Here is an 18,833-nt window from a genome sequence, read left to right on the forward strand (position 1 = left end):
TTCTTGACGAACTCGAGGTTGTCCTCGATGGAGTCCAGCTTCTCGCGGACGATCTGCGGCATGTGCTTCCCGCGGATGCCGGCCTCGGCGATGTACTGGTCGGTGAACTCGTCGCGGGCGCCGGGGACCTGGTCGAACACCTCGGCGACGAGGTTCTCGAGGTAGAGCACCTCGACGCCCTGGTCCCTCAGGATCTGGGCGAAGGTGTCGTGCTCCTGCTGCGCGACCTCCAGGAACGGGACGTCGTCGAACAGGAGCCGCTCGAGCTCGTCGGGCGGCAGGTTGAGGAGCTCGTCGCCGGGACGGTGCAGGCAGACCTTCCTGAGCTTGCCGATCTCGGAAGGCACGTGCAGACCTTTCGTCATGGCCTCCTACCTTTCTTTCGGGCCCTTGTCAGGGCCGAATGTATCAGCGCCCCTCCGTATGGAGCGCTGCTTGCTGACAGCTCTAGTTATATCCAATTTCCACCCGAAATTCCACCTCGCCCCCGAACGGTCAACAAAGTACGATGAACGGTATATCGCATATGATTTCCCATGATGCACTTCAGTTTCGTAAAGCAGATTTTCCTAGGTAAACGTTATTTTTCTAGGAAATCAAGATTGAACACTCAAAGTTATCCATGATTCAAAATTGCATAGCGAAAACGGTTTTCTGCATATAAATGACGCTTGTCCTCGATTCGACCTAAATTCGATTATATTCAGCTTGCTATCATTCTTATTCATACATTCTCAGCAGTTGAGTGAGGATATAGATCGCTTGTTCAAAGCACCGGACGTTAGTGCTTCGGGTCGTCAGCGTAATAAGTAGGTAAAGATACCGTTCGCGCGATACGTCCGCGCCATAGGTCGACTAAATTGAGACAATAGCAAACAGTGTTAGGCTACCGTCCCCTGTAGGGACTGAACGGACAGATGCATATGCCGAGCAAAATCGAAAAGAAGCAGAACGCCGCCAAGCTGCGCAAGAAACCGCGCGATTTCTCGTATACGCAAAATCGAGAGCTTAGCTGGCTGCGCTTTGATAACCGCGTACTCGACGAAGCCTTCGATGAGTCTGTGCCACTGTTCGAGCGCCTTAAGTTCGTCTCGATCTTCGAGTCAAACCTCGACGAGTTTCTCATGGTGCGCGTGGGCGGCTTGTCCGATCTGGCAGAGCTCAAAAAACAGCCCGTCGACAACAAGAGCAATATGACCGCCTCCGAACAGGTCGATGCTGTCATGGCAGAGCTGCCCGGGCTCCTTACCCGCTGGGAGTCGATCTTTAAGAGCATCGAGGACAAGCTCGACGCTTTGGGCGTTCACCGCGCCCGCATCGATTCGCTTACGCCCGAGGAACATACCTTTGTAACCCGCTACTTCCAGGCCTACGTATCACCGGTCATCTCGCCGCTGGTCATCGATCCGCGCCATCCCTTCCCCAACCTGCGCAACGGCGCGCTCTATCTGGCTTGTGGCCTGGACGGCATCACCGACGAGGAGAGCCTACTGGGCCTTATCGAGATTCCCGCCTCGATGAACCGCGTGGTCGAAATCCCCTCGCCCACCGGCACCTACTCCTACATTCTGCTCGAGGACGTCATCCTCGCCTGCCTGGACAGCTGCTTCGGCTCCTATAAGCCGCTCGACCGCGCGCTCATCCGCGTCACCCGCAACGCCGACATCGATCCGGACGGCGAAGGCGTCGAGGAGGAAGAGGATTACCGCCAGCACATGAAGCGCATCCTCAAGAAGCGCCTGCGCCTGCAGCCGGTGGTGCTCGCCGTATCGGGCTCGCTCGAAAAGCCAACGCTCAAGACCATCCGCAAAGCGCTCGAGCTTTCGCGCCGCTCGGTTTTTACCTGCGATATCCCGCTCAACCTGGGCTATGTCTTTGGCATTGAGGGCAAAATACCCGAGCATCTACGAAACGAGTTGCTCTTTACGCCGTTTAGGCCGCAGCCCAACCCCACCATCGATATGACCCGCTCCATCCGCGATCAGGTGCTGCAGCACGACAAGCTGCTCTTTTACCCTTACGAGACCATGAATCCGTTCTTGGACCTGGTGCACGAAGCAGCCTACGACCCCGAGTGCATCTCGCTTCGCATCACGCTCTACCGCGTGGCCAAACAAAGCCGCCTGTGCGAGTCGCTCATCGATGCTGCCGAAAACGGCAAAGAGGTTACAGTGCTCATGGAGCTCCGCGCCCGCTTTGACGAGCAAAACAACATCGAATGGGCCGAGCGGCTGGAAGAGGCCGGCTGCACCGTTATCTACGGCTCCGAGGGCTTTAAATGCCATTCCAAGATCTGCCAGCTCACCTATCGCGAGGGCATGGCGCTTACCCGTCTGACGCTTTTGGGTACCGGCAACTTTAACGAGAAGACGGCCAAGCTCTACAGCGACTTTATGCTCATGACCGCGCATCCCGGCATCGGCGAGGACGCTAACCTGTTCTTCCGCAACCTGTCGCTGGGCAACCTGCGCGGCGACTACCGCTTCCTGGGCGTGGCGCCCGTGGGCCTCAAGCCGCTCATCATGCGCGGCCTGGACCGCGAGATTCAGCGTGCCCTTGTCGGCGAGCCCGCCCGCGTGTTCTTTAAGCTCAACTCGCTTACCGACCGCGAGGTCATCGACAAGATCGCCGAGGCATCGTGTGCCGGTGTGCGCGTGGACATGATCATCCGCGGTATCTCGTGCCTCAAGCCCGGTGTTCCGGGCAAGACCGAGAACGTGCACGTGCGCTCCATCGTCGGACGCTTTTTGGAGCATGCGCGCGTCTATGCCTTTGGCGTGGACTCGGATATGATCTACCTGAGCTCGGCAGACATGATGACGCGCAACACCGAGCACCGCGTGGAGATCGCCTTCCCCGTGCTCGACCCCACCTGCCGCGCCCAGGTGCACGAGTACATGGGCATGCAGCTGCGCGACAACGTGAAGGCACGCAGTCTGACGAGTGACGGCACCTGGATTCCCGTGGAGCGCAAAGAAGGCGAGAAGCCCTTCAACTCGCAGGAAGCTCTGCTGGAGCGTGCCTATCGCAACGCCGGGGCCGTCGCCAAGGCAGAACCTACGCTCGCATCCAAGCCTGAGCTCGAACCGCAGCCGGCCGCACCCGAGGTCCAGAAGGTTCAGGCAACCGTCATAGAGCCTGAGTCCGAGCCTGCTCCTCGGCCCCAACCGCAGACGGCCAACCCCGCGTCCGAGAAGGGCGCCCGCCGCGAGAAGCCCGCTGGCAAGACCAAGACCATCGAGCGCCATCGCCCCGGTCGCGTGCGCATGGGACTGGGCCTGATCGGCCTAGGCCTTAAGACGCTCATTACCGGCAAGACGAAATAGACGTTTGTAGAAGCGCCCCGTATTTGAGGAATACCCCAAATACGGGGCGCTTTTCCCTGCTACCATGGTTGCGAACAATACCGCGAATGACAGGCAGGAACATGAAGCTCACCATAGAATCGATGACCTACGGCGCCGACGGACTGGCGCACGCCGACAACGGCAAGGCCGTCTTTGTGCAGGGCGCCGTGGCAGGCGACACCGTCGAGGCCGAGATCGTGCAGGACGGCAAGTCGTTTATGCGCGCCCGCACGACCGAGATTCTGGAGCCGGGCCCCGATCGCATTCAGCCCCCCTGCCCCTTCGTGGGCGTCTGCGGCGGTTGTTCGTGGGGCAATCTCTCGCGCATCGCGCAGCTTGCCGCCAAAGAGCAAAACCTGCGCTCCACGCTCGAGCGCATTGGCAAGTTCGCCCCCGAGCAGGTCAACGATCTTGTCCAGCCCATCCGCCACACCAAGGACGACTGGGGCTACCGCAACAAGATTGAGCTGGAGCCCACCCTCGTTAACGGCCGCGTTCGCCTTGGCATGCACGGCGTCGATCCCAGCAAGATCGTCACCGTAGATTCGTGCCCGCTGTTCGATAAGCGTTTTCCCAAGGCGCTCAAATCGGTCGTCGGCGCGCTCAACTATCTGAGCGGCAGTCACGATCTGGGTCTGGAGCGCGTGGGCATTCGCGCTTCGCGTCGCACCAAGGCGCTCGAGGTCGCACTTTGGACGCCCACGGGCTCCTTCCCGCGCTCGCAGGTCTCGCGCGTGTTGGCAGACGCCGCTCGCCCCACGAGCGTAGTGCGCGTCATGAGCAAGGGCGAGAAGAAGGCCCGCCGCGTCTCCAAGGTGGAGATGCTCGCCGGCGAGGGCTCCTGGACCGAGAACATCGCCGACGGCCAGATGCGCCTTTCGGCCCCATCGTTTTTCCAGGTCAACACCAAGGGCGCCGAGATTTTGATCGAGCTTGTCATGGAGGCGCTCGACCCGCAAGAAGATGAGCTTGCCATGGACCTGTACTGCGGCGCCGGCACCTTTACCCTACCGCTCGCCCGCCGCTGTGATTTTGTTGCCGCCGTCGAGGCCTACGGCCCGGCCGTGCGCGACCTGCGCCGCAACCTCGAGATCAACAAGCTCGATAACGTCGATGTCATCGGCGGCGATGCCGTGCGCGAGTTCCCCGACCAGGATGCCGATGTCCTGGTGGTCGACCCGCCGCGTGCAGGTCTGGAACCCGAGGCAATCGACCTCATCGCCAGCACGAGCGCCCGCGACGTGGCCTACGTGAGCTGCGATCCGGCGACTCTGGCACGCGATCTTAAGTGCTTTGTCGAGGAAGGCACCTTCTCCCCCGTCAAGATCACGCCGGTCGACCTGTTCCCGCAAACCTTCCACTGCGAAACCGTCGTCCATCTCAAGCGCAACTAGACTGTTTGCCCAAGACCACACCCGATGATTTTTCTGGGACGGGGATAAAAATAAATTTGTTCCGAATGATTATTTAATCCCCGTCCCGAAATTAAACCGCCCCCCATTTCTTGGACATTGAACTGCCGCCCGAGAAAGCTAAACGCCTTCTGGCAGGTTGTCCCGGACCGAGGGCGGCCGCCTCGATCGCCCTCGGCCCTCACCCACCTCAACTGCCCTCAACTACATAGAGCTGGTCGAGAAGGGCCCAAGCTAGCAGGCGCCTTCCTCGTCGTCGTTGGGCCGGTAGGTGATGAACTCGATGACGAAGGCCAGGACGGCAGAGACGAGCGAGGCGATGATCGCGAAGATCATGTGGGAGATTCCGGCGCCACCAGGGGTCCCGTCGATGAAGTTGAGCAGGTTGAAGACACCGAGGCCACCCGAGATGTACATGAGGGCGCCCGTCATTCCCACGATGGCGCCGCCCACGGCGGAGCTCAGGCATGCCACGACGAACGCGCGCTTGTTGGGGAGGGCGATGCCGTAGATGCCCGGCTCGGTGACGCCGAAGAAGAAGGCGGAGATCATCGCGGGAAGGGCGATGCCGCGGAAGCGCTCGTCCTTGTTTCTGAGATACATGGCAAAGATGACCGCTCCGAGCGCGAACCCGTGGGCGACGGTGGCGGCGAGCACGCTGTCGTGGCCGAGGGTGTTCAGGTTCATGATGGAGATGGGGATGAGGCTCCAGTGGAAGCCAAAGATGACGAGGCACATCCACAGTCCGCCGACCAGGGCGCTGCCCAAGACGGAACCAACCACGGGAAGCTGGAAAATGAACGAGAACGCCGCGCTCAGCAGGTTGGTGATGAGGGTGGCCACCGGGCCGATGACGAGGTAGCCCAAGACGATGGAGACCGTCATCGTGGCGAGCGGGACGAGGAACATCTTGAGCGCAGCCGGCATCCAGCTCTTGAGCCAGCGCTCAATGATAGAGCCGAACCACACCATGAGAAGGACGGGGATCACCGAGCTCACGTAGCCGGACACGGGCATGATGATGGGGACCCCGAGGGCGGTGGCGTACCACGAGAACGTGCCGGCCACGCCGAGGTCGATGCTGCCGAGCGCCTCGCCCGAGGTCAGGGCGACCATCGTCGGGTAGAGGAGCGCCACGCCGATTGCCACGCCGGTGAACTCGTTCATGCGGAACTTGCGCGCGGCACTGAACGCCAGGGCGACGGGAAGGAAGTAGAAGAAGCCGTCAGCCACGGTGTAGAGCAGCGTGTAGAGGCCGTCGTTTGCAAAGGCCGGGACGAAGTAGGTGATGAGGGCAAGCAGTCCCTTCATGATGCCTGCGGCGGCAAGCGGTCCCAAGATGGGCTGGAAGATGCCAGAGATGAGGTCGATGATGACGGAGGCAACGGTCTTATCGCCCTGGGGCTCGTCGTCGGCGCTTGCGCCGCCCGAGAAGTTACCGGCCTCCAGGACCGCGTCGTAGACGTCCTCGACGATGTTACCCACGACCACCTGGTACTGGCCGTTGGCCTGGATGACCTGGATGACGCCCTTGAGGGCCTCGATCTTGGCCGTGTTGGCGCGGGACTCGTCCTTGAGCTTGAAGCGCACGCGCGTGATGCAGTGCGCGACGCTGGCGACGTTCTCGGCGCCGCCTACGTTCTCGAGTATGGATCTGGCCAGATCGTCGTATTTTTCAGCCATTATTTTCTCCTTAGTGATATTGCCCGGGCGGCTAGCCCAGGTCGCCTCCGTTGGTGGCGATGGCCTGTCGGTACCAGTAGAAGCTCTTCTTGCGCCTGCGCTCGAGCGTGCCGTTGCCCAGGTTGTCGCGGTCCACGTAGATGAAGCCGTAGCGCTTCTCCATCTCGCCAGAGCCCGCGCTCACGAGGTCGATCGGCCCCCAGGTGGTGTAGCCGAGCATCTCGACGCCGTCCTGCTCGATGGCGTCGCGCATGGCCTCGATGTGCTCGCGCAGGTAGGCGATACGGTAGTCGTCCTCGATCGTGCCGTCGGGAAGCACCTCGTCATAGGCGCCGAGGCCGTTCTCCACCACAAAGAGCGGCTTTTGGTAGCGGTCCCAGAGGTCGTTGATCGTGATGCGGAATCCCAGCGGGTCGATGACCCAGCCCCAGTCGCTCGTGCGCACGTAGGGGTTCTCCACGCCGGCGAAGGCGTTGCCCTCGGCGACGCCGCCCACGGAATCGGGGTCGCCCGCGGTGCAGCGCGAGGAGTAGTAGCTAAACGAGATGAAGTCGACGGTGTTCTCCGCAAGGATGCGCTCGTCCTCGGCGGTCATGCCCACGTCGATGCCCTCGCGCTCGAGCATCTTGAGCGCGTAGCCGGGGTAGTGCCCGCGCGCCTGCACGTCCACGAAGAAGAGGTCCTCCTGGTTCTTGACCTGCGCCGCGCGGACGTCCTCGGGGCGGCAGGAGTAGGGGTAGTAGCTTCCCGCGGCGAGCATGCAGCCCACCTTGTTCTCCGGGTCGACCTCGTGGGCGATCTTGGTGGCCCAGGCGCTGGCCACGAGCTCGTTGTGCGCGGCGCGGTACTCGGCCTCGCGGGCATTCTCCCCGGGCTCGAGGACGATGCCGGCACCCATGAAGGGACGGTGCAAGATCATGTTCATCTCGTTGAACGTGATCCACCAGCGCACGAGGCCGCGGTAGCGGTTGAAGAGCACCGTCACGAGCCGCTTGTAGAGCTCGATGAGGGTGCGGTTTCGCCAGGCGCCGTACTTCTTGACGAGGTGTATGGGGCAGTCGAAGTGCGTGATGGTCACGAGGGGCTCGATCCCGTGCTCGCGGCAGCAGCGGAACACGTCCTCGTAGAAGGCGAGCCCGGCCTCGTTGGGCTCCTCCTCGTCGCCGTTGGGAAAGATGCGGCTCCAGGCGATGGAGAGGCGAAAGACCTTGAAGCCCATCTCCGCGAAGAGGGCTATGTCCTCGCGGTAGCGGTGGTAGAAGTCGACGCCCGTCTGGGCCGGGTAGTAGTACCCGGGCTCGAAGTCGAGCATGCGCCTCAGGCCGCGACTCACGTCGTTGCGCTCCGGCCCGTGTGGGATGACGTCGACATTGGCAAGGCCGCGGCCGCCCTCGTCATAACCTCCCTCGCATTGGTTGGCGGCGGTGGCTCCTCCCCAAAGGAACCCTTTTGGAAATGGCATGGTGCCTCCTTCTCTCTGGCGTCCCCACCTCTGCGGGGGACGCTTTAATAACGTCCTTGCGACCTCACGCGCCGGGCCCGTGGCCCTTTCCCTGATGCGCGCGGGCCGCCTGTGAAGGGATGACTAGCTGATGGCTTGTCCTGCGGCGGCGCGACGTGCCTCCCGGCCTCCAAGCAGGGAGGGGACCTGCGCCAGGCACACGCCGGCGAGGATGATGGCGACGCCCAGCCACTCGACGACGCCGAGCGGCTCGCCGAGGACGATCATGGCGATGAGCAGGCCGGCGGGGAGTTCCGCGGCGGCCATGACTGTGGAGAGGCCCGCGGGCAGGTGCGGAGAGCCCATGCCGAAGAGCAGGACCGGGCAGAGCATGCCAAAGAAGCCGGCGATGACGGCAAAGGGCAGGATGCCCTGGACGAGGACGCCCGAGACGACGTAGTCCGGGCACACCGTGAGCGACATGACCACGGAGCCCGCGCATACGATGACGCCACGCTGCTCGGACGAGCAGGGGGCCTCGACCTTGCCGGAGAGGGTGACAAAGAGGGAGCAGGACACGGCCGCCCCCAGCGCGCAGAGCAGGGCCACGGGGTCGTACCCGGTGATGCCGGTCTTGTAAACGCCGCTGGCGAACACCGTTCCGAAGACGATGACCAAGGCGGAGACCACTTGGAGGGCCCTCGGCGGTCGGCGCGTCATGACGGTCTGCCACAGGAGCCCCAGCCACGTGAACTGGAAGAGGAGCGTGAGCGCCACCGGGGCGGGCAGCACGCTCATGGCGTAGCAGTAAAGGATTGAGGTGAGGCAGGTGAGGGCTCCCAGGCCCATGAGCTTGAGGGCGAGCTTCCAGCCCACGCGCTGCCATCGGTGCCCGAGTGCGTTGCCCGCGAGTGTGGCGAGGGCGAAGAAGAGGCAGCCGAACCACGCCTGGCTCGCCACCACCTGCACCGAGGTGAAGCCCGCGGCGTAGGCGAGCTTGAAGGTCGTGGCCATCGCGCCGTAGCAGGCGCCGCCCGCAAAGACCTGGAGCGCCGCCTTGGCCTGTCCCGCGCCCGTGGCTCCTACCCCGGCGGCCTGTTGCTTGATTGTGTTTGTTCCTGCCATTAGGCTCCCTTCCGTCTGCTGTCTTGCAGATGCACGTCTCGTGCGTCTGTTCCCTGCAGTCGGAAGGTGGGCTCGTGCGGTCTTCTGGCGGTGCATGTGGCACCTGCTGCCAAGACGAAAAAAGCCACGCAACCGACTGCTCGGTTGCGTGGCAAAAAGGTGGCTAGCGCCCAGAAAAGTCCACGCGTTTTTAGACTGGGACAAAGTACTACAACAGGTGAGATTCCGTCAAGAAAAACCGAGGAAAAAAATGAGTCTCTGCCCGCCGTACCTGTGGCGGTCGTTCCCCGAACGGGGCGGTGTGTTGGGGACGGTCTCGATCTGTAACAGTAAGACCCGGTTTTGGTCCGTAGATGTTACAGATTTAGACGTTTTGTCGGGGCGGTTTCCGTTTGTCTTGATCTGTAACAGTTAGGGGTCAAAAGTGGGCCTAGATGTTACAGATCGAGATTGTTGAGGATGGGTGAGGGTAGCTAAAATAGCCCCGTCCCCTTTTAAACATTGGGAAATCGAGCGTGGCAAGCATAGGCCTTCGGGGTATAAGACGGCTAATTGTATGCCGCCTTACGAAAGGAACTCTCATGCCCAGCGTTGCCGTTCTCGCCGCCGATGGTTTTGAAACTATTGAATGCCTGACCATGGTCGATGTCATGCGTCGCGGCGGCGTGCGCGCCACGCTCGTCTCGATCATGCCCACACGCGAGGTCGTGAGCTCACTGCAGATTCCCGTGACCTGCGATGCGCTCTTTGACGAAATCAACTTTGAGGAGTACGACTGCGTCGTGCTGCCTGGCGGCCTGCCCGGAGCCACCAACTTGCGCGCCGACCAGCGTGTCTGCGATGTAGTCTGCGAGTTCGCCGCAACCAAGCATGTTGCCGCCATCTGCGCCGCCCCGTTTATCCTGGGCGAGCTTGGTCTGCTCGAGGGACGCCGAGCCACGTGCTTCCCCGGCTTTGAGAAGAGCTTCCCCGAGGGTGCTTATACCGGCGAGAAGGTCACGCAAGACGGCAACATCATCACTGCCAGCGGCATGGCACAGTCACTTCCCTTTGCCTTGGAGCTGCTGCGCACACTCGCCGGCGACAAGGCCGTCGAGAAGGTTGCCGAGGGCATCCAGCTATGATTTTGGCTTCGCAATCGCCGCGCCGCATAGAGCTGATGCGCGAGGCGGGCTATGACGTTCGCGTAATTCCCGCAGATATCGACGAAACGCCTTCTGATGGCGAAGCTCCGCTTACGCTTGTCGAACGCTTGGCACGCGCCAAAGCCGCTGCCGTTGCCTCCGAGCACGCCGAACCCAACGAACTGACTGTCGCAGCCGATACCATTGTCACCTTTGACGGGCAAATTTTGGGCAAGCCGGCAGACGAGGACGAGGCACGCACCATGCTCCGCGAGCTTTCGGGCCGCACGCACCAGGTGGCAACCGGCGTCTGTATCGTTAAAGCCGGCGACGCTGCAGCTCCGCATGCCGCCGAAAGTCTGTCGTTTGTCGACGTGACCGACGTGACGTTCTACGAGCTTACCGAGGAGCAAATCGGGCACTATGTTGCCTCCGGCGAACCCATGGACAAGGCCGGAGCCTACGGTATCCAGGGCACAGGCGGCCGCATGCTCGTGCATGACATTTCGGGCGACTTCTACAACGTGGTGGGCTTACCCATCGCTCGCGTCGCACGCGCGATTCAAAAACTCTCGTAATTGCATCTGGCGCTGGGTATCCCCCGGCGCCTACAATTTTGCCGTACCGTACGGATCCCGACCGAGCATAAGGCCCGGCGGAAAACCGATAGGAGAAAACATGGACACCCTGCTCGAAGCCATTGACGTTTGCGATGTCGATGGCTTTTGCTTTGGCAACTATACAGACGAGGAGGCCGGCACCGGCTGCACCGTAATCGTGGCGCCCGAGGGTGCCACCGGCGGCGTTGACGTGCGTGGTGGTGCTCCCGCTTCGCGCGAGACCGATCTGCTGCGTCCCGAGAACACCGTCGATAAGGTCCACGCCGTCTGCCTTTCGGGCGGTTCGGCCTTTGGTCTCGAAGCGGCAAGCGGCGTGGCCCGCGAACTCGAGAGCCGCGGCATCGGCCTGCCCGTCGGCCCCACGCAGGTGCCCATCGTGTGTTCCAGCTGCATCTTCGACCTCGCCTTTGGCGATCCCACCGTGCGTCCCGACATTGACGCCGGTATCGCCGCCGTGCGCGAGGCGCTCGACCATACCCCCACCACACTCGAGCAGGGCAATGTAGGTGCCGGCACCGGCGCCACCGTAGGCAAGCTCATGGGGCCCGCCACCTGCATGAAGGCTGGCCTGGGAGCTGCTGCCGTGGCACTCGGCACCGTCAAGGTAGGCGCCGTGGTCTCGGTCAACGCCTGTGGCAACGTGGTCGACCCGACCACCGGCGAGTGGGTGGCCGGCATGCGCGCCGCAGCCGATAGCGACCAGATCGTCGACATGGAGCTCGCCGCCCTTGCCGCCGCCGGCTCTATGAAAATGCCACTCGACCGCACCAACACCACCATCAGCTGCATCGTCACCAACGTGGAGCTCACTAAGGCCCAGGCCACCAAGGTCTCCCAGATGGCCGCAGACGCCTATGCACACGCCATCCGCCCCACACACACCACCAACGACGGTGACACCATCTACACCCTTGCCAGCGGCAAGCTGGGCAGCCAGGCAAGCGCCGCCGTTCCCCTAGACCTGCTGGGCATGCTCGCCGTAAGGGCCCTGGAAACCGCCATCGTAAACGGAGCCAAAACCGCCAAAACATCCCACGGCATCCCCGGCGTTGCGAAGTAATCCACTCGACCGTCGGTCGGAGGCGGGCGGGCGTTACGTTTGCTGCTCTACAGTCCTATGCAAGACGAAGGCCACATTAAGTGGCCTTCTTTGCATGCGGAACTCGCGACAAACGTAACGCCCGCCCGTCTCCGACCGACTACCAACTAAGACCTTTTCAGCCCAGGCCCCTGTGTACCGCGCGTCGAAGATCTTCAAATTCAGCTTGCTGACATAAAGCGGGACATAGCAGAGGGCCCCTGGTCCTTAACTTGATACGAGTTCCGCACGCAAAGGAGGCGCCAGTGGCGCCTCCGTCTTGCGCAGGACTGTTCGAAGTAGCAAGTTAAGGACCAGGGGTCCCCGTTACCCGAGCGTTTATGCACTAGTTGAATTTGAAGATCTTTGAGGCAAGACGGTAGAGGCCGAGTGTGGTTTTGTCTCCAGCCCGCCCGTGCAGGTTGGTAAAGAAGCCGACCACACCGTAGCGTGCACGACGATACATACGCTCGTCGTAGGCCTTCAAATCACTCCACAATGTCGTCAGGCGCTCGTCGGCGCAATCCTCATCGGAAAGCTTGGTTAGCACCGAACAAATTGCCATCATCATAGTGAAATAGCCCATCATGTACGCGCGCAGACGCGACGACTCGACATCGCTATACAGATGGAACGACTCCATCATAATGCGCGTCACGCGAAACTGCTGGTCCAGACGTTTGACCATCGTGGCCTCGTTGACGCTCTGGCCCTCGCGACCGATAAAGTAACGATAGAGGTCGATGTCGGCGTAGTACATGGTCTTGCAGCGCGGCAGCGGCACATAGGCGTAGATATTGTCTACATAGAACGTGTGCGGCGGCATAGGCAGATTGGACGCGCGCAGCACATCCGTGCGATAACACAGGCTGTGCATGAGCAAATTCTGGTCCGGACGGAAATGGCCAATCTGGTCCCAGGTAAAGATCTTTTTGCGCGGCAGGGCAAACTTGTAACCAATGGCGGTATGCGTACCCTCGTAAACCTTCTCGTACACATAGTTCGAGATAAACAGATCGACGCGCTGGTCGCGCTCCTCAAAGCCACGCAGAATCGAAAGCATGGTCGAAAGCGCCGCACCGTCGAGCCAGTCATCCGAGTCGACGACCTTGTAGTAGGTGCCCTGCGCCTCGCGCAGGCCCGAGAGGACGGCCATGCCGTGGCCGCCGTTCTCCTGATGCACCGCGCGGATGATACCGGGGTAACGCGCCTCCCACTCATCGGCCTTAGCTGCCGTCTCGTCCTTGGAACCGTCATCGACGATGATGATCTCGATATCGGTGGCGTAATCGCTCCCCTCCAGAATGGAGGTGATGCAATGGTCCATGTCCTTGGCGGCGTTATACGAGGGAATACCGAATGATATGACTTTATGCATGGCAGGCGATAATCTCATCCGAAAGATCGAGGGCAGAGTTGGTCACGGCATCCATATCGTAGTAACGATACTCGGCCAAGCGACCCACCGGGTGGAAGTTCGTCAGGTTCTGGACGCGCTCAAGATAGCGCTCATAGAGCTCGCGGTTCTCGGGCTCCAGAATGGCGTAATAGGGCGTCTCGCCCGAGCCGGGCGTATAGGCCTTGGAATACTCCTTCATGATGGTGGTCTTGCCGGGCAGGACCTGACCAGTCATGTTCTTGAACTCGGTGATGCGCGTGTAATCCTCGCTCGTGGTGTAGTTGACGGTGCCCACGGGCTGGAACTGGTCCATATCGAGCGTCTCGAACTTCATGTCGAGCGTACGGTACGGCAGAGCGCCCAAGTCGAGGTTGAACAGCTCGTCGAGCGGACCGGTGTAGACGATCTCGCCGCCATAGACCTTGCCGTCGATCTTGACGGTGGTCTCGTCAATCTCAAAGAGGTCGCGGGCGTCCACGTCGCAGAACACATCAATCAGATCGTGGTCGAGCATATGCTCGAACAACGCGGTATAGCCGTCCTGCGGCATGCCCTGGAAGGGGGCCTGCGGGAAATAGCGGTCATCGTCGCCCACAAAGACGGGAACGCGGCCGGTGATCGAGGGATCGATCTGGTCGGGCGTCTGGCCCCACTGCTTCATGGTGTAATGCAAAAAGACGTTCTCGTAGACGTAATCGGCGACCTCGGCAAGATCCGGGTCGTTCTTCTTGCGCAGCTCCATGATGGGCACCTTGACGTCTTTGCCAAAGGTCTCCACGAGCTTCTGATACAGCTCCTCGCCGCGCTCATCGCCAAAGGCGAGCTTGAGGCTCGCGTGGTTAAAGGGCACGGGCATAAGGGTGCCGTTGATGTTGGCGAGCACCTTGTGCTGGTAGTCCGTCCACTTGGTAAAGCGCGACAGAAAATTGTGGACGCGCTCGTTAAAGGTATGGTAAATGTGCGGACCATACTCGTGGACCAGGATCCCGGCCTCATCAAAGCAGTCGTAAGCATTGCCCGCAATGTGGCCACGGCGCTCCAAAACGGCAACGCGATAGCCGATGGTCTCGGCAAGACGGCGGGCACAAACGGCACCGGCATACCCGGCACCGACGACAATCATGTCGTATGCGCCGGCGTTAAAGCCTTCAGGCAGGCCTGAGGTAATCTGCATCGATACTCCTTGTCAAAAGCCACGGGCTCGTTAGCTGGGCTTTTCTCGAACATTCTTCGAGACATATTTATCAGAGCGATTATAGCGCTAATGCGTCCTATAATGAGCTTGCCACACAAGGAAAGCTCAAGCACCCCGGCGTACATATTTGAAAGGTAAACCCGCTAGCAGCGGGTTTATTCGTGGACAGCCGGGTGCCTGGAGCTTAGCGAAACGCTTGTAAGGAGTAACATGAGCGATTTCCTAAACCGTATGAAGTCTGCCGCCAAGGCCGACCTTAAGACGATCGTCCTGCCCGAGGGCGAAGATCCGCGCACCATCATCGCAGCTACCAAGATCATCGAGGAGGGCTTGGCAAAGATCGTCATCTTGGGCAACCCCGACGAGATCAACGTTCCCGGCGCTACCGTCATCGACCCGCGCAATGCCGAGAAGCACGAGGAGTACGCGCAGAAGTTTGCCGAGCTCCGCGCCAAGAAGGGCGTCACCATCGAGCAGGCTCGCGCCCAGGTGATGGACGCCACCTACTTTGGCACCATGATGGTCAAGATGGGCGATGCCGATGGCCTGGTCTCCGGCGCCTGCCACTCCACCGCCGACACTCTGCGCCCCGCGCTGCAGATCCTCAAGACCGCCCCGGGCACCAAGCTGGTCTCGGCCTTCTTTGTGATGTGCACCGACACCCCGCAGTTCGGCACCGACGGCACGCTGATCTTCGCCGACTGCGGCCTCAACATCAACCCATCCTCCGATGAGCTCTCCGAGATCGCCATCGCCTCCGCTCATTCCTGGTCCACCTTCATGGGCAACGTTGAGCCGCACGTGGCCATGCTCTCCTACTCCACCATGGGTTCCGCCGGCGGCGAGGTCGCCAAGAAGGTCCAGGAGGCCGTGAAGTTCTGCAAGGAGAAGGCCCCCGAGCTCGCCATCGATGGCGACCTGCAGCTCGACGCCGCCATCGTCCCCAACGTGGCCCAGCTCAAGGCTCCCGGCTCCTCCGTTGCCGGCAAGGCCAACGTGCTCGTGTTTCCCGACCTCGAGGCCGGCAACATCGGCTACAAGCTGGTCCAGCGCTTCGCCGGCGCCGATGCCTACGGCCCCATCCTGCAGGGCATCGCCAAGCCGGTTAACGACCTTTCGCGCGGCTGCTCTGCCGACGACATCGTGGGTGTCGTAGCCATCACCGCCGTCCAGGCTCAGATGGCTGAGTAGCGGACGCACTCGCCCGAAGGCCGTACGGGCTAACCCCTGAAAACGTCCTCGACCAATGAAACGCCCCCGTTCTGCTCCTCCGGAGCTACGAACGGGGGCGTTTCTGGTCTGCGGATTGTTTTCAGGGGTTAGCCCGTACGGCCTTCTACCGCTACGTAGCATTCAGGGAATCTGGGGCGGACGGCGGCTTGGCTACGAGTTGGGGCTGAAGATTTGAGCAGATTGGTGCCGTTGTTGGGAGCGCAGGCGTTGCCGGCGATGATCACTTTGGGACCGAAATGTTGGCTGCAGTTCGATGTCTTACCCACCGGAAAGTGTGTCCCGGTTTGAAGGTGGATTGCGGGATGTAGCTTCCACTTGGGGGCTGTTTGGGAAACTGCGGGACGGAATTTTGCTTTGTTGTGGGTCGTATTGTCCGCAACCTGCCCCAAACGGAAAGTGTGTCCCAAAATCCGCGTTCAAAATGGGATGGGGTTTCCGCCGTCCGCCCTCCAAAAAAGCCTCCCGAGCTGTTGCTCAGGAGGCCTTTCGTTTACATGCAAACGAGCGCGTTAGTTGTTCTTGGTCAGACGCTCGACGTCGTGGGCGATCATGTATTCCTCGTCGGTGGGGATGACCATGACGGTGACGGCGGAACCGGCGGCGCTGATGACCTGCGGGCCGTTGCCCACGGCCTCGCGGTTCTTGTTGTTGTCGATACGCACACCCAGCCACTCAAAGCAGTCGCAGAAGGCCTTGCGGATCGACCAGTCGTTCTCGCCGATGCCGGCGGTAAAGGTGATGGTGTCCACGCCCGCCATGGATGCAATCATGGAACCGGCCTGCTGCATGGCCTTGTAGGCGAACATGTCGAAGGCGAGCAGGCAGCGCTCATCGCCCTCGGAGGCGCGCGTGCGGATGTCGCGGGCGTCGTTGGAGATACCCGAGATGGCAAGCAGACCAGACTGCTTGTTCATCATGTCATCGACTTCCTGATAACTGTAGCCGCCCTCACGCTGCAGGTAGCACACGGTAGCAGGGTCGATGGAACCACAACGGGTGCCCATCATCAGGCCATCGAGCGGCGTGAGGCCCATCGTGGTGTCGCGGCACACGCCGTCCTCGATGGCGGCGAGCGAAGCACCGTTGCCCAGATGGCACGAAAGCAGACGGTGGCAGCGCGAGCCCAGGATCTCCTTGGCCATCATCCACTCGTAGCGGTGGCTCGTACCGTGTGCACCGTACTTGCGCACGTGGTACTTGTCGCACACGTCCTTGGGCAGCGCGTAGGTGTAGGCGACCTCGGGCATAGTCATGTGGAACGAGGTGTCGAAGACGGCCACGTTGGGCAGCTCCGGATACTTCTCGCGGCAATATTCGATTGCCGCGGCCTCGCCGTAGTTGTGCAGCGGGGCGAGCGGTGCCACCTCAAGAATCTTGGCCATAACCTCGTCGTCAACGACTGCGGAATCATCGAAGTGCCAGCCGCCCTGAACGATACGATGCCCAATGCCATCAATCGTAAAGTCGGTCTTCTCGAGCTCCTCGAGCACACGAGCGATAGCAGAGCGATGATCGGGGAAAGGGACCTCCTCGGTCTGCTTGGTGCCACCGTTCTCGGAGTGACCAAAGATGCCCATGTCCGATCCGATACGCTCGCAGTTGCCCTTGGCGAAAACCTCGCGGGTATCGGTATCCAAAAGCTGATATTTAAGGCTCGAGCTGCCGGCGTTGACAACAAGTACGTTCATGAGACTCCTTTGCAGTGCAATACGGTCGGCGCAGACCCCTTAAGGTGGCCGTATGTTAATAAGAAGTTATCACAACTTGATAAATAGCTATCAGGCATATCGCCCAACGAGCACAAGAGAGGGGCCGAACGGCGCTCGGTCGTCCAGCCCCTCCCCTCTTGCAATTACTTGCCGTTGACGATGCGCTCGACGTCGGAAGCGATCATGAACTCCTCGTCCGTGGGGATGACGAAGATCTTGACCTTGGAATCCTTGGCGGACAGGCACCAGGCGCCGTCGCCACGCAGGGCGTTGCGGGCATGATCCATCTTAACGCCCATAAAGGCCAGACGGTCGGCCACGCCAGCGCGGACAGCCGGAGCGTGCTCGCCGATGCCGGCGGTAAAGACCAGGGTGTCCATACCGCACATGGAAGTGGCCATCTCGGCAGCCTTGGCGGCAATCTTGTAGACGAACATATCGAAGGCGAGCTGAGCCTCGGGGTCACCAGCAGCGGCGAGCTCCTCGACGTTGCGGCAGTCGTTGGTCTTGCCGCCGGTCACAGCCAAAAGGCCGGACTTCTTGTTCATCATCTCGTCGACCTCGTCGAAGGTGTAGCCGCCCTCGCGCTGCAGGTAGCACACGGTAGCCGGGTCAATGGAGCCGCAGCGGGTGCCCATCATGACACCGTCGAGCGGCGTCAAGCCCATGGTGGTGTCCATGCACTTACCGTCCTCGATAGCGCACAGGGAAGCGCCGGAACCGATGTGGCACACGACGACCTTGCGAGCCTCGCCGTTGGTCATCTCGGCAACCTTCTTGGAGATGTAGCGGTAGCTGGTGCCGTGGGCGCCGTACTTACGGATGTGCAGCTTGTCGCAGACGTCCTTGGGCAGGGCGTAGGTCTTGGCGACCTCGGGCATATTGAAGTGGAAAGCAGTGTCGTAGACCGTGACGTTGGGCAGGTCGGGATACTGCTCGAGGCAGTACTCGATAACGTTGGCCTCGGGGTTGTTGTGCAGCGGGGCGAGCGGAGCGACCTCGCGGATCTTGGCGAGGACGTCCTCGTCGACGAGGGAGGAATCGCCGAAGTACCAACCGCCCTGAACGATACGGTGGCCGATACCCTCGATCTTGACGCCGTTGGCCTCGAGGTCCTTCAGGACGACCTCGATGGCGACCTTGTGGTCGGGGAACTCGATGTTCTCGGTCACCTTCTTGGAACCGTTGGCAGCGTGGGTGAAGGTACCGCCGGTAAAGCAGACGCGCTCGCAGGAGCCCTTTGCGGACACCTTGTGGGACTTGGTATCGATGACCTGATACTTAAGGGTCGAAGATCCCGCGTTGACGACCAGAACGTTCATGTGTCTCCCTACTAACAGGCGGTGTGGCGCCGCCAGGTTACATACGCTTCAATAATAAACCCAAACGCCCTCGCGCTCGGGTTTATTGCGTTGATATATAAGTTATCGGTGCCTAAGCTTTCGCCTCATCCCACGGAAGAAGCGC

14 protein-coding genes are annotated in these 18,833 nt (G+C 61.0%); 6 read left to right on the plus strand and 8 right to left on the minus strand.

Annotated features, from left to right (window positions below):
- The coding region (locus tag ACTM82_RS02885; protein WP_441057918.1) for an arginine deiminase family protein at window positions 1-365 on the minus strand (365 nt) is incomplete at its 3' end.
- 552 nt (window positions 366-917) lie between these two features.
- On the opposite strand from ACTM82_RS02885, the gene ppk1 reads away from it, so the two are divergent.
- A complete protein-coding gene (gene ppk1 / locus ACTM82_RS02890) occupies window positions 918-3,326 on the plus strand; it encodes a polyphosphate kinase 1 (RefSeq protein WP_441054391.1) in 2,409 nt (802 codons plus the stop codon).
- Window positions 3,327-3,412: 86 nt separating this feature from the next.
- Window positions 3,413-4,741, plus strand: a complete 1,329-nt coding sequence (gene rlmD, locus ACTM82_RS02895; protein ID WP_441054393.1) for a 23S rRNA (uracil(1939)-C(5))-methyltransferase RlmD — start codon at window positions 3,413-3,415, stop codon at window positions 4,739-4,741.
- Window positions 4,742-4,993: 252 nt separating this feature from the next.
- Here rlmD and ACTM82_RS02900 read toward each other — a convergent pair whose 3' ends face one another.
- The 3 genes from ACTM82_RS02900 to ACTM82_RS02910 all read right to left on the minus strand — a co-directional run bounded on the left by ACTM82_RS02900 (window position 4,994) and on the right by ACTM82_RS02910 (window position 9,008).
- Window positions 4,994-6,442, minus strand: a complete 1,449-nt coding sequence (locus ACTM82_RS02900) for a PTS transporter subunit EIIC (protein WP_441054395.1) — start codon at window positions 6,440-6,442, stop codon at window positions 4,994-4,996.
- A gap of 31 nt (window positions 6,443-6,473) precedes the next feature.
- Window positions 6,474-7,904: a 6-phospho-beta-glucosidase gene (locus tag ACTM82_RS02905; RefSeq protein WP_441054397.1), complete on the minus strand. Its 1,431-nt coding sequence runs from the start codon at window positions 7,902-7,904 to the stop codon at window positions 6,474-6,476.
- Window positions 7,905-8,027: 123 nt separating this feature from the next.
- Window positions 8,028-9,008 carry an EamA/RhaT family transporter gene (locus ACTM82_RS02910; protein WP_441054399.1) on the minus strand — a complete coding sequence of 327 codons (981 nt, stop codon included), beginning with the start codon at window positions 9,006-9,008 and terminating at the stop codon, window positions 8,028-8,030.
- Window positions 9,009-9,589: 581 nt separating this feature from the next.
- Here ACTM82_RS02910 and ACTM82_RS02915 point away from each other — a divergent pair.
- The 3 genes from ACTM82_RS02915 (at window position 9,590) to ACTM82_RS02925 (ending at window position 11,812) form a co-directional block, all read left to right on the plus strand.
- Window positions 9,590-10,132, plus strand: coding sequence for a DJ-1 family glyoxalase III (locus tag ACTM82_RS02915; protein WP_154517253.1), 543 nt, complete (start codon window positions 9,590-9,592; stop codon window positions 10,130-10,132).
- Window positions 10,129-10,710, plus strand: coding sequence for a Maf family protein (locus ACTM82_RS02920; RefSeq protein WP_427795816.1), 582 nt, complete (start codon window positions 10,129-10,131; stop codon window positions 10,708-10,710). The genes ACTM82_RS02915 and ACTM82_RS02920 overlap by 4 nt, the downstream gene beginning before the upstream one ends.
- A 100-nt stretch (window positions 10,711-10,810) precedes the next feature.
- Window positions 10,811-11,812, plus strand: coding sequence for a P1 family peptidase (locus tag ACTM82_RS02925; protein WP_427795817.1), 1,002 nt, complete (start codon window positions 10,811-10,813; stop codon window positions 11,810-11,812).
- A gap of 364 nt (window positions 11,813-12,176) precedes the next feature.
- Here the strand turns inward: ACTM82_RS02925 and ACTM82_RS02930 are convergent, their stop codons facing one another.
- Window positions 12,177-13,208 carry a glycosyltransferase family 2 protein gene (locus tag ACTM82_RS02930; RefSeq protein WP_427718441.1) on the minus strand — a complete coding sequence of 344 codons (1,032 nt, stop codon included), beginning with the start codon at window positions 13,206-13,208 and terminating at the stop codon, window positions 12,177-12,179.
- Window positions 13,201-14,403, minus strand: coding sequence for a UDP-galactopyranose mutase (glf, locus tag ACTM82_RS02935; protein WP_427729079.1), 1,203 nt, complete (start codon window positions 14,401-14,403; stop codon window positions 13,201-13,203). Before glf ends, ACTM82_RS02930 begins: the two co-directional genes overlap by 8 nt.
- Window positions 14,404-14,634: 231 nt before the next feature.
- Between glf and pta the strand changes: the two genes are divergently transcribed.
- Complete coding sequence (gene pta / locus ACTM82_RS02940) at window positions 14,635-15,615, plus strand: phosphate acetyltransferase (protein WP_427718446.1); 981 nt, start codon at window positions 14,635-14,637, stop codon at window positions 15,613-15,615.
- Between the two features lie 551 nt (window positions 15,616-16,166).
- Here the strand turns inward: pta and ACTM82_RS02945 are convergent.
- Together ACTM82_RS02945 and ACTM82_RS02950 are read right to left on the minus strand one after the other, a co-directional pair.
- Entirely contained in the window at window positions 16,167-17,345 is a 1,179-nt protein-coding gene (locus tag ACTM82_RS02945) for an acetate/propionate family kinase (RefSeq protein ID WP_441054403.1), read from the minus strand.
- 164 nt (window positions 17,346-17,509) lie between these two features.
- On the minus strand, window positions 17,510-18,688 hold the full coding sequence (locus tag ACTM82_RS02950) for an acetate/propionate family kinase (protein WP_006234305.1): 1,179 nt from the start codon (window positions 18,686-18,688) through the stop codon (window positions 17,510-17,512).
- Window positions 18,689-18,833 lie beyond the last annotated feature (145 nt).

This window comes from Collinsella sp. HCP3S3_E5 (genome assembly GCF_052067635.1).
Taxonomy (GTDB): Bacteria; Actinomycetota; Coriobacteriia; order Coriobacteriales; family Coriobacteriaceae; genus Collinsella.

Coding starts and splice junctions, on each gene's coding strand:
- ACTM82_RS02905 (WP_441054397.1), bottom strand. CDS start 7,904: ATGCCATTTCCAAAAGGGTTCCTTTGGGGAGGAGCCACCGCCGCCAAC.
- pta (WP_427718446.1), top strand. CDS start 14,635: ATGAGCGATTTCCTAAACCGTATGAAGTCTGCCGCCAAGGCCGACCTT.
- ACTM82_RS02925 (WP_427795817.1), top strand. CDS start 10,811: ATGGACACCCTGCTCGAAGCCATTGACGTTTGCGATGTCGATGGCTTT.
- ACTM82_RS02915 (WP_154517253.1), top strand. CDS start 9,590: ATGCCCAGCGTTGCCGTTCTCGCCGCCGATGGTTTTGAAACTATTGAA.
- ACTM82_RS02900 (WP_441054395.1), bottom strand. CDS start 6,442: ATGGCTGAAAAATACGACGATCTGGCCAGATCCATACTCGAGAACGTA.
- glf (WP_427729079.1), bottom strand. CDS start 14,403: ATGCAGATTACCTCAGGCCTGCCTGAAGGCTTTAACGCCGGCGCATAC.
- ACTM82_RS02920 (WP_427795816.1), top strand. CDS start 10,129: ATGATTTTGGCTTCGCAATCGCCGCGCCGCATAGAGCTGATGCGCGAG.
- rlmD (WP_441054393.1), top strand. CDS start 3,413: ATGACAGGCAGGAACATGAAGCTCACCATAGAATCGATGACCTACGGC.
- ACTM82_RS02945 (WP_441054403.1), bottom strand. CDS start 17,345: ATGAACGTACTTGTTGTCAACGCCGGCAGCTCGAGCCTTAAATATCAG.
- ACTM82_RS02910 (WP_441054399.1), bottom strand. CDS start 9,008: ATGGCAGGAACAAACACAATCAAGCAACAGGCCGCCGGGGTAGGAGCC.
- ACTM82_RS02950 (WP_006234305.1), bottom strand. CDS start 18,688: ATGAACGTTCTGGTCGTCAACGCGGGATCTTCGACCCTTAAGTATCAG.
- ppk1 (WP_441054391.1), top strand. CDS start 918: ATGCATATGCCGAGCAAAATCGAAAAGAAGCAGAACGCCGCCAAGCTG.
- ACTM82_RS02930 (WP_427718441.1), bottom strand. CDS start 13,208: ATGCATAAAGTCATATCATTCGGTATTCCCTCGTATAACGCCGCCAAG.